Source organism: Paenibacillus rigui (assembly GCF_002234615.1).
Lineage (GTDB): Bacteria > Bacillota > Bacilli > Paenibacillales > NBRC-103111 > Paenibacillus_S > Paenibacillus_S rigui.
Genome location: NZ_NMQW01000013.1, coordinates 83450 through 100120, shown reverse-complemented (window position 1 = coordinate 100120; position 16671 = coordinate 83450). Strand labels below are relative to the sequence as shown.

At 52.0% G+C, this 16671-nt stretch carries 11 protein-coding genes; 9 read left to right on the top strand and 2 right to left on the bottom strand.

Features of this window, described 5'->3' with window-relative positions:
- Positions 1–43: 43 nt before the first annotated feature.
- From CF651_RS09160 to CF651_RS09135, 5 genes are all read left to right on the top strand, one after another.
- Entirely contained in the window at positions 44–925 is an 882-nt protein-coding gene (locus CF651_RS09160; RefSeq protein ID WP_094014557.1) for a carbohydrate ABC transporter permease, read from the top strand.
- Complete coding sequence (locus CF651_RS09155; protein WP_094014556.1) at positions 925–1761, top strand: carbohydrate ABC transporter permease; 837 nt, start codon at positions 925–927, stop codon at positions 1759–1761. Before CF651_RS09160 ends, CF651_RS09155 begins: the two co-directional genes overlap by 1 nt.
- A gap of 456 nt (positions 1762–2217) precedes the next feature.
- Positions 2218–3525, top strand: a complete 1308-nt coding sequence (locus CF651_RS09145; RefSeq protein WP_094014554.1) for an ABC transporter substrate-binding protein — start codon at positions 2218–2220, stop codon at positions 3523–3525.
- Positions 3526–3671: 146 nt separating this feature from the next.
- The gene (locus CF651_RS09140) at positions 3672–4955 is read left to right on the top strand and encodes an MFS transporter (protein WP_094014553.1); all 1284 of its coding nucleotides are present in this window, start codon (positions 3672–3674) and stop codon (positions 4953–4955) included.
- A gap of 272 nt (positions 4956–5227) precedes the next feature.
- Positions 5228–6202: an NAD(P)/FAD-dependent oxidoreductase gene (locus tag CF651_RS09135; protein ID WP_245855802.1), complete on the top strand. Its 975-nt coding sequence runs from the start codon at positions 5228–5230 to the stop codon at positions 6200–6202.
- A 69-nt stretch (positions 6203–6271) separates the two neighbouring features.
- On the opposite strand, the gene CF651_RS09130 is transcribed toward CF651_RS09135, so the two are convergent.
- Both CF651_RS09130 and CF651_RS09125 read right to left on the bottom strand, forming a co-directional pair.
- Positions 6272–7372, bottom strand: a complete 1101-nt coding sequence (locus CF651_RS09130) for a polysaccharide deacetylase family protein (RefSeq protein ID WP_245855800.1) — start codon at positions 7370–7372, stop codon at positions 6272–6274.
- A 59-nt stretch (positions 7373–7431) separates the two neighbouring features.
- Entirely contained in the window at positions 7432–8250 is an 819-nt protein-coding gene (locus CF651_RS09125) for a DUF2161 domain-containing phosphodiesterase (RefSeq protein WP_094014551.1), read from the bottom strand.
- A 102-nt stretch (positions 8251–8352) separates the two neighbouring features.
- Between CF651_RS09125 and CF651_RS09120 the strand changes: the two genes are divergently transcribed.
- The 4 genes from CF651_RS09120 to CF651_RS09105 all read left to right on the top strand — a co-directional run bounded on the left by CF651_RS09120 (position 8353) and on the right by CF651_RS09105 (position 16409).
- Positions 8353–9690 carry a sn-glycerol-1-phosphate dehydrogenase gene (locus tag CF651_RS09120; protein ID WP_094014550.1) on the top strand — a complete coding sequence of 446 codons (1338 nt, stop codon included), beginning with the start codon at positions 8353–8355 and terminating at the stop codon, positions 9688–9690.
- Positions 9691–10278: 588 nt separating this feature from the next.
- Positions 10279–12174, top strand: coding sequence for a PrkA family serine protein kinase (locus CF651_RS09115; RefSeq protein ID WP_094014549.1), 1896 nt, complete (start codon positions 10279–10281; stop codon positions 12172–12174).
- Between the two features lie 424 nt (positions 12175–12598).
- The gene (locus tag CF651_RS09110; protein ID WP_094014548.1) at positions 12599–14512 is read left to right on the top strand and encodes a DUF2334 domain-containing protein; all 1914 of its coding nucleotides are present in this window, start codon (positions 12599–12601) and stop codon (positions 14510–14512) included.
- A gap of 361 nt (positions 14513–14873) precedes the next feature.
- Positions 14874–16409 (top strand): putative bifunctional diguanylate cyclase/phosphodiesterase, encoded by a 1536-nt coding sequence (locus CF651_RS09105; RefSeq protein ID WP_179232742.1) that lies wholly within the window; start codon positions 14874–14876, stop codon positions 16407–16409.
- The last annotated feature ends 262 nt before the right edge of the window (positions 16410–16671 follow it).

Below are 16671 nucleotides of genomic sequence, written 5' to 3'. Positions count from 1 at the left end.
GTTGAAAAATCGGCTGAAAGAAAGGTTTGGAGGAGGAATCTTGATGAAACGTAGAAATTCCGCAGAATGGGTCGAACAGCTTGTGTTCGTCGGTCCTGCCTTTGTGTGCTTTGCTGTAATTATGATCATTCCGTTCATTCTCGGTATGTACTATTCCTTTACAAGCTGGAATGGCGTCTCCGACCAAGTGACCTTTAACGGGCTTGATAATTTTAAGCAAATATTGTTCCATGACCAGGATTTTATGAAGGCTTTTTGGTTTACGATCCGGTTCTCGGTGTGTGCCGTTATTTTCTCGAACCTGGTCGCCTTTGCGATCGCATTTATTTTGACAAGACCGTTGAAGCTGAGAAATCCGCTGCGGACCGTGTTCTTTTTGCCGAACGTTATCGGTGGGTTGCTGTTGGGTTTCATTTGGCAGTTTATTTTTGTAAAAGGCTTCCCTGCCATTGGACAGCTGACGCATATCCCGCTGTTCAATCTTCCTTGGCTAGGGGATGAAACCACGTCCTTCTGGGCGTTGGTCATCGTGTTTACTTGGCAATCCGCCGGTTATTTCATGGTCATTTATATTGCGGCACTGATGAATGTACCGAAGGATGTGCTCGAAGCAGCCAAAATTGACGGTGCCAATGCATGGCAGCTGCTAAAAACCGTTACGGCACCGCTCATTATGCCGGCTGTGACCGTGTGCTTGTTCCTGGCTATTTCCAACTCGTTTAAAATGTTCGACCTGAACTTGTCCTTAACCAAAGGCGGACCGTTCAAATCGACGGAGTCCGTGGCTCTTAATATTTATACGGAGGCTTTTCAAAATAACCGCTTCGGTCTGGGAACGGCCAAGGCGCTGATCTTCTTCATCGTCGTTGCCGTCATCACAAGCCTTCAAGTGAAATTGACGAAAAGCAAGGAGGTTGAAGCCTAATGGATACGCAGCAGGGGTACTCCGGCAAAACCTTTGGTCTCGAAGTTATTGCCATACTGCTAGGTTTTTTGTTTCTTGTCCCGTTTTACTTTGTTATTGTGAATTCGCTAAAGACGTTTGCCGAGCTGCTTACGGATCCGACAAGCCTGCCGACCGTGCTGCAGTGGAACAATTTCAGCCGAGCGTGGAACATCATGAAATTCCCAACGGTACTGAAAAATTCTATCCTGGTTACGGTGATAAGTAACTTGGGCATCGCTTTGATTAGCGCTATGGCCGCTTACCGCATTGTGCGCAAACCGACGAGGCTGAACAATTTGCTGTTTGCCTTGTTTGTAGCGGCGATGGTTATTCCGTTCCAATCGATTATGATTCCGCTCGTAAAGGTAGCCAAATCGTTGGGCTTGTTCAACAGCATTTGGGGCTTGGTCGTTTGTTACCTTGGCTTCGGCGGTCCGATGTCCATTTTCCTGTTTCACGGTTTTATCAAATCCATTCCCATGGAAATTGAAGAGTCTGCGAGGGTGGACGGGACTTCAGCGTATGGGACGTTTTTCCGAATTGTGCTGCCCTTGCTGCAGCCGATTGCAGTCACCGTTATTTTGCTGAACTGCCTATGGATCTGGAATGATTTCCTGCTTCCGTTCCTGGTACTGCAAAGTCCGGAGCTGAAAACGATCCCGTTGGCCACAAACTCCTTCTTCGGGCAATATACGAAGCAGTGGGATTTAGCGCTGGCTGCACTGCTGCTTGGCGTGACGCCAATCATTATCTTCTTCTTGATCATGCAGCGCCATATTATTGAGGGGATAACTGCCGGATCGGTGAAGGGGTAAAATGAGAGCTTTATACTCTGGACTTCAAACAGCCTCAGTGTCTCATCTCGAACACTATCAAAAGCATTAAGAACCAAGGGAGCCTAAGCTTAAGGCTCCCTTTAGTCTTTCGATCCCTTAAAGATGAACAACGTGGAAGGCAGGCACCTCAGAGGCTGGCGGAGGAAAAGGGAGTGTGGCGCAGGAGCGAAGCGTCCGCCTTTGTCCTCGGGAAAACACCATCGTGGTCCAATAAAATTTCCCGAGGACAACAGCGGCCGGAGCCATACTCCCTTTTCCACAGCCCTCATCCGAAAGCAGCTCCATACTCTGGACTTCCACTTTCATTCTTCCTCCCTAGTCAATTTGTTCCACCCATTTGTTCAATATCCTCAGTGTCTACGGATTTTTATTGAATTTATAATAGGGGATAGAGACACAATAACTAAAGCACATATGAATAGGGAGGTTCGTTTCATGAAAAAAGGAATCAACAAAATCGTAGCCCTTTCTTTAAGCGCTGTCTTATTGGCGGGCGTAGCGACAGGCTGTGCCAAAAAAGATACAAGCAATCAAGGTGCTGGAGGTACAACAGCAGGAACCGGACAACCGGTAACGCTCAAAATATTTCAATTCAAAGTGGAAATTAACGAAGCCTTAACCCGTTTAAAGGATGAATACGAAAAGACCCATCCAAACGTAAAGCTGCAAATTGAAACGGTTGGGGGCGGTGCGGATTACGGTGCTGCACTTAAAACCAAATTTGCTTCCGGCGATCAGCCAGATATTTTCAACAACGGCGGATTTAACGAAATGAATACGTGGATGGAGCATCTGGAGGATATGTCCGATCAGCCTTGGGTGAAGGATGTACTCCCTGTTGCCAAAACGCCAATCACGAAGGACGGCAAAGTGTACGGCCAACCGATGAGCATCGAAGGCTACGGCTTCTTGTACAACAAAGATTTGTTTGATAAAGCCGGCATTAAAGAGCTGCCAAAAACATTGACTCAGCTGGAGGATGCTGCGAAAAAGCTGCAAGCGGCAGGAATCACGCCTTTCTCAAACGGCTATCAAGAGTGGTGGATTCTCGGGATTCACAATCTGAACGTAGGGGTTGCGCGTCAACCGGATCCGGATAAATTCATCTCGGGCTTGAATGCAGGCACGGAGAAATTCAAAGGCAATGCCACTATGAACGACTGGTCCAATCTACTGGATGTGACTTTGAAATACAGCCAGCCGAACCCGCTGACAACGGATTACAATACGCAAGTCACGAATTTCGCGACAGGCAAAGCGGCTATGATGCAGCAAGGGAACTGGACGGAAGTTCAAATTATGAAAACGAACCCGAACATTAAAGTGGGCGTAATGCCAATGCCGATTAATGAAGATGCAGCGGCAAACGATAAAATTTTTGTTGGCGTACCGAACTATTGGGTTGTGAACAAAGATTCCAAGGTTAAAGCGGAAGCAAAAGAGTTCTTGAACTGGCTTGTCACTTCGGATACAGGAAAAACGTACATGACCAAAGAATTCAAGTTTATCCCGGCTTTCTCCAATATTACGGCGAACGCAGCAGATTTGGGACAAACTGGGGCTGAGGTTCAAAAGTACAGCACAGAAGGCAAGGTGTTGAGCTGGAACTGGCCTAAATATCCGGAAGGTGCTACACAGGAGTTCGGCGCAACTATCCAAGCTTATGTAGCAGGGAAAAAGACAAAGGATCAAATGTTCGATGATTTCCAAAAAACATGGGATAATCTTAAAGCGAAGAAATAACGACTATGCTTTAGCATAACGGTACAACCTGGGGCCTCAGCTACTATGCTGGGGCTTTTTCTTGCTTAACAGGAAACGTCTTCCTTGCTACAATAGGAAAAGTCTTGTATTTCGACGATACGAAGTCAGGAAAAAGGGGAGCAGGTATGCAGTTACAGCATTGGCGGGACAAATGGTCGGATTGGCAGGAGGCAAGGAGGCTCGCGGTACCGGCTGACAGGAGGCTTTCCAAGGATGCGATCGTTTCCCAATTCATCCACTTTTGCTTTCAGTTTGGGGCTTCGATGTCGGGTGTCTTTTTATCCTTGTACTTGTGGCGGCTGACGCACAGCTTATGGATCAACGGGATGTTTAATATATTGAACTATGGGATTGCCCCTTTTGCTTATGCCCTCGGAGGGCTGATCATTAAACGCAAGGACCGGATGGTAACTTATCGTCTCGGGATCGCATTCATTGCCTTATATTATTTGGTTGTCGTCTTTGCGCAGGAGCGGGTCGTCGATTACTATGTCCTGTTCGGTCTTTTTGCCGGGATTACAGGCTCCTTTTACTGGGCGGGCTACCTGACGTTAATGTACGATGTATCGACCGAGAGCAACCGGATCCGTTACTTGGCGATCAACATGATCGTGTTTACTTTGGCGGGGCTGATCGGACCTGCATTGGCAGGCTATATCATCTCGCAGCAAGATGGCTTAAAAGGGTATACCATTGTTTTCGCCATTGCCTTCTTCATGTTTCTGCTTGCCACCTTGGGCAGCTTTAAGATAAAAACGAAGGAATCGCACCACAAAGCCTATTACTTGAAGTTCATGGGCTTGCTGATGAACAAAAATAAACGGTGGGTCAAATCCCTATTCGGCTTCAGTGCAATGGGGCTGCTGCAGGGGATTATGCTGTTTTTGCCGAGCATTTTGCTGTTTCAGATTGTCGGAAGGGAGGATTTGGTCGGTTATTTGGGGGTGCTGTATGCGAGCTTAAGCATCCTGACCGGTCTGTTCATTTCCCGATACGGCCGGGAGGAGCGCGCTCAGCTGTTTCTTGTGATTTCAACGATCGGGTATATTGCGGGGACCCTGTTTCTCGTTTGGAAAATGTCACTGGCAACAGTTGTTGGCTTTATGATTATTTACTCGATTTGCGCGCCGCTGCAGGGAAATACGGTGACTTCCTTTTATTTCAGGCTGATTGGCACCTTGCCGTTGAAAGGGCAGCTGCGGGTAGAATCCGTAGTCATGCGGGAGACCTTCCTGAATTGGGGGCGGGTTCTCTCGATCCTGCTTCTGATCCTGACTTACCAATATATTGGGAGCGAATCACTGCCATGGGTGTTGCTCAGTGCGTCGGTGTTCCAGTTTATTCTCGCCTGGCTGCTGGGTAGAAGTCCTGAGGAAAAAGAAACCAAACGTGCAGAGGAAGCCGTTTAATTCAATCCCAATCAATGGTTTCAGATCCTGAAGCATACTCGCATCAGGCAGCACTGCCACGGAGGCATGCGCCGCCAGGAAGGTGCTGCGAGGCGGCGATTTGTTTCATTCATTCTGATGCCAAAGAAAGGCCTTGTGGTGCACTTTACGCACGCCACAAGGCCTTTTTGGATTTTTTTATGAAGCCAATAGAAAACGTGTACCACGCTGGATGCATGGAAGACGCAGCCAGTGGGATATGATAAAAAAAGCCGCAAAAGGAGGGAATGCGTTTGTCAGCCAGCTTATACGATTGCATTATTATCGGCGGGGGGATTGCCGGGCTTCAGGGGGCCATTCAATTAGGAAGGTACAAGCATCGGACGCTTGTCATCGATAAAGGCAGAGGGCGGTCGACCTTATGCCGGAGCTATCACAACGTGCTGGGCTGGCCGGATGGCATATCCGGTCCGGAGCTGCGACGCCTTGGTACGAAGCAGGCAGAAAGGCTGGGCGTGGAGTTCATGGTGGGAGAAGTCACGGCAGCCGCTCGTACAAGCGATGGATTTTCTTTGCAGCTGGCATCCGGCGAATCCGGACTGCAGGCCAAGACGCTGCTGCTGGCTACAGGCATTATGGACCGATTCCCGCCGCTGCCCGGGCTGGAAGACTGCCTTGGCGAATCGGTATATGTATGTCCGGACTGCGATGGCTATGAGATTAGCGGCCGCAGTACACTCGTGCTTGGGGCTGGAGACGTCGGTGCATCAATGGCGCTCACCTTGAGATACTGGACGCCCAAGCTAACTTACATTAACCATGAGGCCGAAGCTTCTCCAGCAAGTGAGAGTGTGGTGGAGAAGTTACAGGGAGCGGGGATTTTCTATATTCCACAAAGTATTGTTGAAGTGTTGTCAGATAGGAAGAGCGGCGAGCTTCACGGTGTCCGGCTGTCGGACGGACGAACGATTGCGGGCGAACGGGGGTTTATCGCTTTCGGCGGCAACAAGGTAGGCTCCAAGCTGGCGGTGCAGCTGGGGATCGAACGGCTGGAGAACAAGCATATCGTCGCGGATGCCCGCAGTAAAATGACCAATGTGCCGGGCGTATGGGCTGCAGGGGATGTCGGGGTTCATGCGGAACAGGTAACGATTGCAATGGGGGAAGGCTCCCAGGCTGCGATCTGGATTCACAAGGAGCTGATGAAACGGCAGGCGGGTGAACCTTCCCCCGGTCATAAAATCTCTGCAGAACAAGGAGCTACATGATGAGGATAAAATAGATGGCGATGGGCGTCCAACGCTTTTTGGCCAGCAGCGCCGGGGACTGCGATTGGATTACCATTTTTCTAATTTGGATATCCATTGCTCCAAGGACTCCTCTCCATTCACAAACACCCGTTTGAGCTTTAACGCATCCTGATCCGGAGTCGTCCATCCTTGCTCTATTGTGAACGCATATCGAAACTGATGCTCGCGAAGCACCCGCAGGGTGGCGGCATTCCACTCCCCATAAGGGTAGCAGTAAATGTCGGCAGCGGTTCCCAACTGCTCCTCAATCTGTTTTCTCGCTTCAACGATCTGGTAAGCTTGGTCCGCGGCTTTCAGCCGGGGCAAATGGGGATGCGTCATGCCATGGGGTTGAATATCCCAGCCGGCTTGATGCATCTCTTTGATTTGTTCCCAGTTCAAAAAGTATCCGTCCTCTACCGTATCCGGCGAGATGAACAGCACGGCATGAAAGTCCAGCTCTTTGAAAAGAGGAAGCGCATGCTCGTAGTTATCTGCATACCCGTCATCAAACGTTAACAGTACGGGCTTGGCGGGGGTCGGCTGTTTGCCCTCAAGCACGTCGGTAAACTGCTGCAGGCTTAATGTCGTATAGCCATGCTCCTTTAAATAATGCATTTGCTCGGCAAACTTCTCCGGCGTAATGGTAGCGGGATTCCCCGGGTCTGTGGTGATACTGTGATAGTTCAACACAGGAATGCGTATTGGACCCGCAGGCGCTTGCTCAGCTGCAGCACTCGGAGCGGCTTGAGGACTCTGACCCGGCTCCGCGGCAGACTGGAGTCCGGCGATATGACCGGAATCAGGTACCGTACCGGATAAAATCGGCGCTTGGGACGAAGCTTCGGCGGCGGCAGGCATGGGGCTTGTTTCGGGTAAAGGAACTTGGCTGTGTGCATCAGGGTCAAGCCCGACCCCGGTCCTTACGGGATGGGAAGGCGGCGCAGCATCCGTATCGGGGTCAGCCTGGGTTTCCAGACCCTGAATCCAGGGGGCAGGAGGAGGATTCGAGTTCATAGCTTGCGCAAGAAGCAGCGGGCTTGCCCAGCCGAGCAGAAGAAGCAGTCCGCAGAGAAGTGAAAAGGGCTTCAGGAGAGTCAGGGCAGAGCTGCCCCCGGGCTGACGCAAGGAAAGCGGGAATGGGTACATAGGAAAGACTCCTTTGCTTGGAAATCTATTACTCTATGCATATCCCGCGCTAGATAAGATTATGACAAGGGAGGGGAATTCGGATGGGGAGCGGGAGGCAGCTCTTCAACCACACGGGCAAAAGCCAGCAGCGCCTCTTCTCCGAGTGGAGTAATGGCATAAATGCCCCGTTCCATTCGTTGAAACCAACGGTAATAGTTTTTTTGCAGCAGACTGGCGGCTTTGGCGTTTCCTGTGACGGCACGCAGCTGCCGGGGGCTCATCGGTCCATGGAGCTGGAGCAAATAAGCCAGATGCAGCGCTTTCTCCCGGTAGGAGGTGACCAGCTTGCTGCGGGTGCTTCCTCCTACGTTGTAATCGGCTCGCCTCTCCTTGAATTCGCGGACGATTCGCTCGGCTGCCCGTTTGTTATGACGGGGAAGCTGGCTTGGGATCGGCTGAACCTGCTCTGCTGACGCCGCAGAAGTCAAAGCCTCCACGAGCTCGATCGGAGCGGATGGCGCTGAACCGAGACCCGTGGGATGACATTCAATCAAGACCGCAGGCTTCTTGCGTTTAAAAAATTGAACGGTCATCAGCCCAAGACCGAGCATTTGGCAAAGCTTGCGCAGCTCGGGCCAGCTCGCCCCATGAGGAGCGCGTCCCTTGTTGGGCAGCTCGAAGGCGACATACACCTGACGGGTCAAGCGCAGACGGTCGATGCCTTGCAGGAGCAGAGGAATGGAGAACGATTTCTTCAGCTCGACGATGACCGGAGGCTCCTCGCCGCGGATAGCCACCAGGTCGCAGTGATTCACTTCGCCGCGGACGTGATAGCCCAGCTGCTCGAAGTAGCTTTTGACCGGAGCGTACAGCTCGGTCTCGGTTTTGATCGCCACAACGACGGGTCTCCTTTGAAAATGAGTGTAAATAATGTAATTATATCATAGTTTTGATAGTATGAAGGGATAAGACATTGTATTCAAGGGAGGAAGAACAGGATGAAGCATCTTACCGGGGAAATCAATCCGTGGCTGGGCACAAGCTTTACTTGCGATTGTGGTGCCGAGCACCACGTGCCGATCCGTAAGGTCGTTATTGATAACGGTGCGCTCGAGGCGCTACCGACATATGCGCAGGAGAGGGGCTATAGCGGGCTCCTGCTGGTCACCGACCGCCGCACACGGGAGGCTGCCGGAAACGGGCTGCTGCAGCTCTGCCATGAGGCCGGGCTGCCGGCAAGCTTGTGCGAGCTCACCGAGGACGAGCACGGGGAGCTCGCTGCCGATGAGCGGATCATCGTGCAGCTCATGCTGCAGGTGACGCCGTCGATCCAAGCCATCGTGGCCGTAGGCTCAGGGACGATCCACGACGCGGTCCGTTTTGTGGCGCACAAAATGAACCGCGTGTTCCTGTCCGTCCCGACCGCGCCTTCCGTAGACGGCTTCTCGTCCGTCGGCGCGCCGCTCATTATCGGCGGCTTCAAGCAGACGATTCCGGCCTGTGCGCCGGAGGCGATTTTCGCTGACTTGGCGCTGCTCTCCAAGTCACCTCGTTCCATGATCGCCGCCGGCTTCGGCGATATGCTGGGCAAGTACACCTCGCTGGCCGATTGGCAGCTCGGCCAGGAGCTGTTCGGCGAGTCCTATTGCGAGCTCGCCGCCGATATGACCCTACAGGGTCTCGCTTTGTGCATCGACCATGTGGATGACATCGCCCTCGGCACGGAGCTCGGGATGCAGAAGCTGATGGAGGGCCTGACACTGTCCGGCATCTCCATGCTGCTTGTGGGCCACTCCCGTCCGGCCTCCGGCGCCGAGCACCACCTCTCCCATTATTGGGAGATGCGGTTCCTGCAGCAGAAGCGCCGGGCGCTTCTGCATGGCGCCAAAGTCGGCGTCGCGGCCGTGCAGATGGCCGCGCGGTACGCCCAGGCGGCGGCGCTGTCCGCCGCTGAAGCGGCTGCGGCCATCGCAGGCTGCCAGGCCCGCGGCGAGACGCCGACGCCTGCGCGCGCGCGTGCGGCCATCGAGGCCGGCTACGGCGTCATCGCCGATCAGGTGCTGGCCGAGAACGGCCTTGCAGCGGGTGCGCCGGACCCGTCAGCGGCGGAGCTGGACGCGCTGGCCGAGCGAATTGCCGAGCGCTGGGAAGCGATTCGCAGCGTCTGCATCTGCGTCCCGGCGCCGGACGTGCTCGCGGGGCTGCTGCAGCGCGTCGGCGGACCTGCGACGGTAGCGGAGCTTGGCGTCGAGCCGGAGCTGCTCGAGGACAGTCTGCAATACGCGATGTATGTGCGCAATCGGTATACGATATTGCGGCTTGGGCAATGGCTGTAAGGCCCGCCGGATTCATCCGCTGAAGCAGCGGCAGAAAGGCACAGAGGAATAAGCTGAACCGCCCGGTTCAGCCGCAGGGTATGATCTTGTGAACGTTGTCCGTCAGATACTTTGATGGATAAATTTTACAACTTGTACCTTGCGATTTTTCCATGTGCCGTTCGGCCGCTGTTTTTTGTTTTTGCTTAAAATTTCGGGCAACTTATCCTCATCGCGTGCATAGGTATTAATACACTTCGTTTATGAGGTTGTTTAAAAAGCTCCGCTTACGATAACGAAGCGAACAAACGGGAAACGCGGCTCGGCTTACGAGTCCTGAACCTGTTTACTACATAGCTTTCCCGCGGATAGCGCGAGGGCCCCGGCATCACAGAGGCAGGTTTGGGAACGTCTGATGGCTTAAGGCAATGGATAAAGAAGCCTTCCTTTATCCGGGAGGCAGACAGCTCTGAACGGCGTTTCCCGTGCAGCGTGAACGAGAAGCTTGGCCTCTTTTTCAGCCGGCCTCTTATTCGGACCCAGGACCTTTTTTAAACACCGCTTTACTTTTGTTGCTACCGCAAAAGCACCGTCGGAGGAGGTTGACTCATGGACATATTCAAGAAAATTTCGCATTACCGCACAGAAACCGAGCGACTCGCTTGGAACGGAACCTTTGCCGAGTATATCAGCTTGGTTGCCAAAAAACCGCACCTGGCCATGACCGCGCATTCAAGGGTTTACCAGATGATTGCATCACACGGCATTGGCGAGGACAACGGAAAGCGCAGGTATCACTTCTTCGAACAGGAAATTTTCGGCCTCGATTCAGCGATTGAGAAGCTCGTCGAAGAATATTTTCATTCGGCCGCAAGGCGACTCGATGTGCGCAAGCGGATTCTCTTACTGATGGGACCCGTCAGCGGCGGTAAGTCCACGATTGTTACGCTGTTGAAAAGAGGACTGGAGCAGTTTTCACGGACGGAGGAGGGGGCGGTTTATGCCATCAAGGGCTGCCCGATGCATGAAGAACCGCTGCATTTGATCCCGCAGGAGCTTCGGGCTGAAGTGGAGCAGGATTTGGGCGTCAAAATTGAAGGGAACCTGTGCCCTTCCTGCCAGATGAGGCTGCGCACCGAGTACAACGGCCGCATTGAGGATGTGCTCGTCGAGCGGGTGCTTCTCTCCGAAGATAATCGCACGGGGATCGGGACGTTCAGCCCCTCCGACCCCAAGTCGCAGGATATTGCGGATCTGACGGGCAGCATCGATTTCTCGACCATTACCGAGTTCGGATCGGAATCCGATCCTCGCGCTTACCGGTTCGACGGCGAGCTGAACAAGGCCAACCGCGGTCTGATGGAGTTCCAGGAAATGCTGAAGTGCGACGAAAAATTCCTTTGGAATTTGCTGTCGCTGACGCAGGAGGGCAACTTCAAGGCCGGCCGCTTTGCGCTCATTTCGGCGGATGAGCTTATCATCGCGCATACGAATGAATCGGAGTACAAATCATTCATTGCGAACAAGAAGAACGAGGCGCTTCAATCACGGATGATCGTTATGCCGATCCCTTACAACCTGAAGGTGTCGGAGGAAGAGAAAATTTATACGAAGCTGATCAAGCAAAGCGATATGTCGCATGTGCACATCGCACCGCATTCGCTGCGGGCAGCAGCCATTTTCTCGATCCTTACCAGACTCAAGGAGTCCAAGAAGCAGGGGATGGACCTGGTCAAAAAAATGCGCATGTACGACGGGGAAGAAGTCGAGGGCTATAAGGAAGCGGATTTGAAGGAAATGCAAAACGAGTATTTGGATGAAGGGATGTCAGGTATCGATCCGCGATATGTTATCAACCGCATTTCCAGTGCGCTGATACGTCAGGGTCTGGAGTTTATCAATGCGCTTGATGTGCTCCGCGCCCTCAAGGACGGCTTAGATCAGCATCCATCCATTACGAAGGAAGAGCGGGAGCGGTATTTGAACTTTATTTCTGTAGCCCGTAAGGAATATGATGAGCTGGCCAAGAAGGAAGTGCAGAAGGCATTCGTTTATTCCTTTGAGGAATCGGCCAAAACACTATTCAATAACTATCTGGACAACATTGAGGCGTACTGCAACTGGGGCAAAATTAAAGACCCGCTGACAGGCGAAGAGATGGATCCGGATGAGCGGCTGATGCGTTCGATTGAGGAGCAGATCGGAATATCGGAGAACGCGAAGAAGGCATTCCGCGAGGAGATTCTAATCCGGATGTCCTCGTACTCCCGCAAAGGCCACCGGTTCAATTACAGCAGCCATGAACGGCTCCGTGAGGCGATCGAGAAGAAGCTGTTCGCCGATCTAAAAGATATCGTCAAAATTACGACCTCCACCAAAACACCGGATGAAATGCAGCTCAAACGGATTAACGAGGTCATTAAACGTCTCGTCGAGGAGCACGGCTATACTCCTTCCTCTGCGAATGAACTGTTGAGGTATGTAGGCAGTTTGCTGAACAGATAGTTATCGGAAGGTAAGGAAAGGTTCCTCATGCCAACCAGATGATACAGGGTGAAACGGCACATATGCAGCTCCTTGAGGGGCCATCGGCAGATGGCTCTTATCGTTTTGCCTGAAAAGTCCGCTGCCCGGACCGGTGGAGGAAAGGCAGGCTTCTGCTCCGGGCCAACTGCCCAATTTCCGTATAGGCAATCACCGCTTAGGCGAATGCAGCTCTGGATTCCACCTTCTGTGTGGCAGTCCAGAGCTTCTTTTGTATTATTTCCCAATATAATGAATAGAAGGGAATCGATCCCTGATAGGACTTTGTTCTTATTTGAAAATTTTGATTAGATCGTATTCGAGGGTAAAAAAATCTGCTACAATCAACATAGAAGAGTGCTTTGTAAGCGCTTTACAGAGCTTTCGGCAGCAGCATGGAGGGAGCATGACGGATACGATGATCAGCATGATTCGAAAAAAATGGTTCCGATATACGATTATCGGGCTCATGATTTGTTTAACATTTACAGCCTATCGCATTATTACGGTAGAGGGGGAAGGCAGTTCTCCGAGGTTCGTGTTAATGCGGCTTGAAGATATCGGTCCCGGCGGCCAGTACGGCTCCATCGAGCAGCTCGGGAAGCTGAGGGCGGTACTGGAATATTTGCGGGAACGGCATGTAAAGTATCATTTGGCGGTCATCCCCAGGTGGATCGATTATCCTGCAGACGGCTCACGGTACGATGTGTCGTTGGATCAGACGGACAATCCATATGTGGCCGCATATCAGAAGGTGCTGAAGCAGGCCGTCCAGGATGGCGCGGTGCTGGGCATGCACGGCTACACACATCAGGTAGGCAATGTGCGCTTGGATAACGGGCATCAGGAATCGGGGATCGGCAATGAATTTGATGAGCCCGGGGATAACCGGACGGTTTCGGCGGCATTCGCGGAACCCCGGGTCCAACAGGGATTGGAGATTTTCAAGAAGGCCGGACTGAAACCGCAGTTTTGGGAATCTCCACATTACCGTTCCACACCGGAGCAGGATGCGATCTTCCGCTCGTTTTTCGGATTAAATTATCAGGCGGACATACAGACCAATCGGAATACCCCTGTAGCACAATTCCGAAGCGACCGTAATACGGGCTACGGAGAGCCGAGCTTGGGTGCGGCCTACGTACCGACACCTTTTGATTACATTCCTTATAACAAAGATGAGAAAGTGATTGTTGACCGGGTCGGCAAATCGGAGAATATCCCGTCCTTTTATTATCATCCTTTTTTAGAGTTTAAATATTTGCTGCCTGTAACCGATGATCAGGGAAACGCAGTATACCGGGACGGCCTGCCCGAATATCATTATCCTTCCCAGGCGAAAAGCATGCTGCAAAAGCTGATTAACGGCTTGGAGCAAAAAAGGTATGTCTTTTACTCCATTCAAGACTATGTTCCGTTCACCCCGGCTCATAGCATCAAGCTGAACACCTCGGGGCATCAGGAGAAATTGCTGCTCGGGGATGTCACCGGAGACGGTCAGACAGATATGGTGACATGGGACCTGAAGGCAGGCTTGATATCCGTCTCCGCAGGCTCGTTCACCGGCTTGCGTAATGAGCCTCAGGGTGCGCCCGCTGTGTGGGCTCAGGCTTCTTATACTAGCGGTGCGGCGGCAGCGCTGGGACAGAGCGGGGCGGTCAAGGGAACGATGTGGCTCGCTCATCCGACGGGAAGGCTCGAGAAGTTCGTCTCCGACGGGCACAGATTCACATTGCAAAGCAGCTGGAAGATCGAAGCACGCAGCTGGTCGAATCTGCAGGTGATCCCTCAACCTGGAGGCGATGTGCTTGTGGCCGGATTGTCCGCGGACCGTCTGCAGCTGTTCGGGTTGTATATCAGCAAGAGCGGGATTAAACCGATGAAGCCTTATAAATTCAAAAACGAATGGAAATCCGATCTGCATCAGCGCACTCATGAGGATGGCAGTACGGGGCTGTTCTTCACGAGACCCGATGCCGTAAGCGGGCTGGAGCTCAGCGTAGATAAAGCGAGCCTGCAGTGGAGGACTGTGAAGGTGGAGCTGAATTTGCCTTCACAGGACGGTGAGCTTCGATTAGCGGATTTCAATGGAGACGGCAGGGAAGACGCGCTCCGTTGGAATACGGAGACGGGCACCGGAACGGTCTTTTTGGGGGAAGAAAATCATCAGTACCGCATGCTATCCACATTCGGCCCTTGGGGTAAAAAAGGCTCCAAGCCGTTGGTTGCAGACCTGGACGGAAACGGGAAAAGCGATCTTATCCTTGTAGACCGGCAGGACGGGTACATGGACACAGCCCTTTCTTTTGAAAGCCGGTAATCTCCTTGAAGCGCAAGCGGTGCGGGAGTAAGACCCGTACCGTTTTTTTTGTGTTAAGCTCAGAAGGGCGGAACGGCACCGGCAGGCGTATACCGTCTGGGAAAGAAAGGTCGGCGGCTAAAATCCTTTCGTGCCGTGAAGCGCTAAAAAGAAGTTTCAAGCAAAGCAGGATTTAGGATAAGGATGGCGAATAATTCCAAGATCGAAAGGACGCGGTTTGTCAGGAAATATGTCGAACATGCAGTCCGTGCACGCAGCTTCCCTGCGACAGAGCGCACACATTTCTTACCTACATATAAAGGAGGTTGACGATGCCTCTCTACACCGCAGGCAGTTCTACCCGACAAAAGGCATCAACGCCATGACATTAAGAACTAAAATAATTGCTATGTTTACCTTCGTCGTAGCCCTGCTTTTGTCTTTAAATAACGTGCTGCTGTACTCCTTTACGCCGACTTCTTCCGGGGCAGGGGTCCCGTATGGATGGACCCTGCTGCTCCTAATTCCTACGCTGCTGCTAGGTTATTGGTTTGTGGAATATTTGCTTCGTCCCGTTCGTTCCCTGTTGAATCAATACGACGAAGAAATTAATCATAAGAACAAGCAAATCGATTATTACGCGAATCACGATTTCTTGACAGGCTTGCCCAACCGGATCCTATTCAAAGAGCAGTGCAGGGATGCCTTGCAGCGGGCGAAGCCGTCGAATCAACCTGCAGCTATTTTATTCCTGGATTTGGACCGGTTCAAAATTGTCAACGACATGTTCGGCCACTCGACGGGTGACGATCTGCTGAGGGCTGTTTCCAAACGGCTGCAGCAGCATACACGCTTCGGAGACACCGTATCAAGAATCGAAGGCGACGAGTTCGCTCTATTGCTTGACAATGCAGATGGGGACGAAGCGGCTAGAGTGGCGCAGCTGCTGCTTGATGAGCTGTCCAAGCCGTTTGTGCTGGAGGGAAATGAGTTCTACGTGACGCCAAGCATTGGCATCAGTTTGTTTCCGAACGATGCGCTGGACGAGGAGACGTTAGTGAAGCATGCGGATACGGCGATGTACCAGGCCAAGGAGCTTGGACGCAACCATTTCCGCTTTTATACGAAGGATATGAATGAGCAGATGGCCAAACGGGCCCGCCTGGAAAAGGGGCTGCGCAAGGCATTGGATCGGGACGAGCTTACCGTGCATTACCAGCCTCAAATCGATTTGAGTACGGGAGAAATTACAGGGATGGAGGCGCTGCTTCGTTGGCACCACCCCGAGCTTGGGGTTGTATCCCCTGCCGATTTCGTTCCTCTTGCCGAGGAGAACGGGATGATTATTCCGATCGGGGAATGGGTGCTGCGGCGGGCATGCGTTCAAAATAAAGCCTGGCTGGATGCAGGGCTTCCGCCCATGCGGATGGCCGTCAACCTGTCGGCACGGCAATTTCAACAAAACAATCTGGTAGAGGTCGTCAAGCAGGTGTTGAAAGACACGGATCTTCCGCCTTCCTATCTGGATTTGGAAATTACGGAAAGCGTAGCGATGTTCAATGAAAGCTATGTTATCGCCAAGCTGCACGATCTCAAAAACCTGGGGATCAAAATTTCAATCGATGATTTCGGAACGGGTTATTCTTCCTTGAGCTATCTGAAAAAGTTCCCGATTGACGCGTTGAAAATCGACAGATCTTTTGTAGCTGAGGTTATGAATGATACGGACGATGCCGAGATTATTGCGACAATCATATCCATGGCGCGTAATCTGAAGGTGAGCGTCATTGCCGAAGGCGTTGAGAACGAGGATCAGCTGACCTACTTGCGCAACCAGAAATGCACGGAGGCGCAGGGGTATTTATTCAGCAAGCCGATGGATGCGCTGGAGCTGCAAAGCCTGCTGGTTCGGATCTAACCTGTTGCTTATACATAATGTTATACATAACGAAAAGCAGAAAGCCACCGAGCCGGCCCTGAAGCGGCAGCGGTGGCTTTTTCAACTGTTACAAACAACCATTTCAGCCGGGATTGTAAGCTTCGCAGAACAAGACGTTTTTATTGCGGAGAATAGTCGAAAAAACACGAATTTCGATATGGACAAAGAAATCGAAATCTCCTATTGTGAAGATAAGCAAATGATGAATACGAATTCATGATGTAAGATTAAACGTTCTGGT